The sequence below is a fragment of the Aquiflexum sp. genome (genome assembly GCF_041751335.1).
GTDB lineage: Bacteria > Bacteroidota > Bacteroidia > Cytophagales > Cyclobacteriaceae > Aquiflexum.
On sequence record NZ_JBGSXS010000079.1, the window covers coordinates 1 to 3,662 of the forward strand.

At 38.2% G+C, this 3,662-nt stretch carries 4 protein-coding genes; all 4 read right to left on the reverse strand.

The window, feature by feature from the left end:
* Positions 1-402: 402 nt before the first annotated feature.
* Positions 403-960, reverse strand: coding sequence for a hypothetical protein (locus tag ACEW8U_RS04995; protein ID WP_373520938.1), 558 nt, complete (start codon positions 958-960; stop codon positions 403-405).
* A 144-nt stretch (positions 961-1,104) separates the two neighbouring features.
* Complete coding sequence (locus tag ACEW8U_RS05000; RefSeq protein ID WP_373520939.1) at positions 1,105-1,356, reverse strand: hypothetical protein; 252 nt, start codon at positions 1,354-1,356, stop codon at positions 1,105-1,107.
* Positions 1,357-1,455: 99 nt separating this feature from the next.
* Positions 1,456-2,199 carry a LytR/AlgR family response regulator transcription factor gene (locus tag ACEW8U_RS05005; RefSeq protein WP_373520940.1) on the reverse strand — a complete coding sequence of 248 codons (744 nt, stop codon included), beginning with the start codon at positions 2,197-2,199 and terminating at the stop codon, positions 1,456-1,458.
* 2 nt (positions 2,200-2,201) lie between these two features.
* On the reverse strand, positions 2,202-3,056 hold the full coding sequence (locus ACEW8U_RS05010) for a sensor histidine kinase (protein WP_373520941.1): 855 nt from the start codon (positions 3,054-3,056) through the stop codon (positions 2,202-2,204).
* Positions 3,057-3,662 lie beyond the last annotated feature (606 nt).

The window sequence follows — 3,662 nt, forward strand, 5'->3', positions numbered from 1 at the left end:
CAAAAACCAAAAAAGCCAGGAATAGGAAGTAAGGCCAAACCCTGTGCATCCCAAACCATATCCCGGATAGGAGAGGAAGGAGTACAGAAAAGGTAGAAAGTATTTTCAGGTAATAAGCTGCGTCTGTCATTCAATAGTAATAATATCAACAAAGCCGGAAAGCCAATCCCCCTTCCGGTTTATTTCTCGGTGTTTGGCGGTGGGGGAGGCCATGAATGTTGGAGCAAAGTTTCATCAGAAGGAATCGGAGAAATTTTGTGATCTTGAAGAATAATTTTACCCTGTTTGTCAACGCCTGCAAGAATGGGTCTGAGGTAATTTGGGAAAAAGTCCCGATGTTTAGCATATCCCATGAAATAGCCCACGGAAATGGGTTTTCTGGCCATGAACTGATCATAAGCTTTATTTTTTAAAAAAAAAAGCCACTACATATTTGGAGTATGGATCAATTGGGTTACTCTCGTCTTTTGAATTTTTTCTGATAAAATTCCTAAAATTTGTTGAATATTCAAGAACCAATCCTTTTGGGATTGTCCTGAACTTTCCTGAGATTTTTTTAAACAAATTTGATTTAAGGTGATCAAGGATATCATCCTTTTGGGGAGATTTTCCATTATATTTTATTGATTTAGGAACATTTAAATTTATTGCCATATTGGTTGTTTCCTCAGGATTAGTGTCATCATAGGAAGTTAACTTTTCAAGTGCCAAGAAGAATTTCGGAAATTTAGCATTTTCATTTACCATACAATACCATAATCTAATCCCTACATGGTTTGTTAATTCAAATTCAGAAGCATTAAAATATCCTCCAAAGAATTCATGGTGATTGAATCCCCCATTTCTTGGTGGGATATTTAAATAGATATATGCCAAATCTCTTGCCGGCTTAACCCCAATTGGGTCAGATACTAATTCCTCGATTGTTTTTTTGCTTAAGATGTAATCAATCTTTTCCATGGTTTTTAAATGTTTAAAGTGGTGTTTTTATTTGATACACGATTTATTATACTCATATTTTTGAATTGACTCCGAGAATGTAACACGACCCAATTTTCCAATTTTCCAATTTTAATATCTTCCAATATCCCGACTTTCCCAACCCTAAACCCTCACTCCTCCCCAGTCTTTCTCTCCCTTTCCCAAACGTTTGGTCAGTTGCATTTCGGCGGATTTAGGGGAAGAAATGCTGAGGGTAAACTGTCCACCTATAGGACTTTCCACGTACCACTGCAGGACATGTTCATCATCACTGAGTTCCATTTCTACCGGAAATTGGGGAATCACCGGGTTACCATCCAAAATCAATTGAATCTGACCCCTTTCTACAAAAGCACTGACCACAAGTTTTTTCATCTTAAAATTTAAACATTCCGTCATTTATAGCCCAATGAAAATTAGTAAGAGGAAAATTCTCCAAAGAACTTGGTATAGTTACCGTTGAATTCGGCCATACTACCGGATTTTTTTCAGGAATTCATCCTTTCTCCTTCTCGATACATCCACATAGCTACCATCCTCCATTTTCACCTGTCCCCCCTCGCCTTTGAGATATTCTTTGACATAGGCCAAATTGATCAAATGACTGTTGTGTACCCTGAAGAAGTCTTGTTCCAGAAGCATTGTCTCACATTCTTTCAGTGTTTTCGAAACAATAATGGTTTTCTTATCAATCAAGTGGAATGTAGTATATGTATTGTCGGATTCGCAGCGGATAATTTCCCGGATGGGTACAAAAAGGTACCCGGATAGGGTAGGGAGGGCAATCTTCTTTTTCTGCGGGGATTTATTCAGATTATTCAGCAATTCCTGCACATGGTCTAAACTGTTTGCTTTTTGGTTTTTTGCCCGGAATTTGTCCAAAGCCTGGTTCAATTCCTCTTCCATCAATGGTTTGAGCAGATAATCCACCGCTGCCAGGCGAAAGGCACGAATGGCATAGGTATCGTAAGAAGTGGTGAAAATAATCGAAAAAGGGATACTGGGTAAACCCATCAGCCAATCAAAAGCATTGCCGGGAGGGAGGTCCACATCACAAAATATCAAGTCGGGTTCATATTGTGACACCATCCTGGATGCTTCTTCCAGATTAAAAGACTGACCGGACAGGTGTAAATCCGGATGTTTTCCCAACATGGCTATCAATTGGTCTTGGGCGGCCTTTTCGTCTTCTACAATAATGACATTGTATTTTTTCATGGTCAATCTTCAAAAGGTATCTTTATGCTAAGGACTTTTCCTGGAATCCCGTCTTTTCTTTTTTCAAGCGTATATCCCGAATTTTTTCCGCTGATCTGGTTCAGCATATCAAACCGTTCTTTCATCAAATGCATGCCCATAGAAGTTTTTTTGATTTGTTGCAGGTGATGGATATCCTTTTCCAATGGTTTGGTATCGGTCTTCTCATCCTTTATTTCGCATAACAAGTGAAAGTCGTCCATATGGGAAATCCTCAATTCTATTTTTCCTCCTCCCGATACCCCATGCCAAACGGCATTTTCCAGAAATGGCTGAATCAACATAGGAGGAATATACAGGGCTTCAACATCCAATCCATTTTCAACATGGATAAAAAAATCAAAAGTATGGTTCAAGCGCAACTGTTCTAGTTCTAGATAAATCCTGTTTGCCTCCAATTCATCCGCCAAGGGCACGGTTTTTCGCTCACTGCTTTCAAGGACATAGCGGATTTGTTGGGAAAATTTTAATAAGTATGCGCCGGCTTCATTGGCAGGATGGCTGTACATGTAATGGTGGATGGAATTCAGACAATTGAAGATAAAATGTGGATTGATCTGTGCCTTGAGGGCTTTGAGGGTAACTTCAGTTTTTTGGAGCCGGAGTTCTGTTTCCTGTTCTTTAATCAAGGCTTCCCTTTTGGAACGATAAAAAACAAATATGACAAATAAAAAAGCCACCAGAACCGGGATAAGTGCAAAAAATATCAAGGTTTTGATTTCTGAATCAATCTGAATCTGTAAAGTTTTGGAAAAATTCAGAAAAGAGAACAATGTGTCGACATTGCAAAAATTTCTATAAAAGCGTATTTCTTGCATTAAATTATGAATTTTACTTTTAAATGTAAGATATATTTTTTTGTATTGAAGTGTGGGGGAATTTTTTTTATGATTATCCGCTTTTTTGCAGGTATCCAAAGAATAAATTGTCAACCATAAAAATTCCGTCCCGATTTAAGATTGGCCAGCAGGCACGCATCTTCCATCTCCTGTCCCCGTCTCTTGTCTTCCGTCTAGCTATAAAAGGAATACTCTATCAACCTGCAAATTAGAGGATATACAAATATTTCATTACCCCGGAACCGAATTCAGACTTATTTATACCGTTTTTAAAGTCATACCCGCCGTCGGCTATTTCCTGTTTTCACACAGCATCCACACCCTTACATTTGATTATGTTTTTCTCCTTATTGGTTTCCATTTTAAAGCAAATAGGGTAATGTGCGCTAACTTTTCAAGGCTGTCTCCGCAAGGAGACGGCTTTTTTTATGATGATCAAATGAAAGGTGTATTACCAATTTCTTCCCGCATCCGACAATTTCTATGTGGGACTTGCCGATTGCTAAGTCACCCTATTCTGAGATATTGATCAACACTACATTTAAATTAAAAAAATATTCCCTTTCCATTAAAACTTTGTTTCAA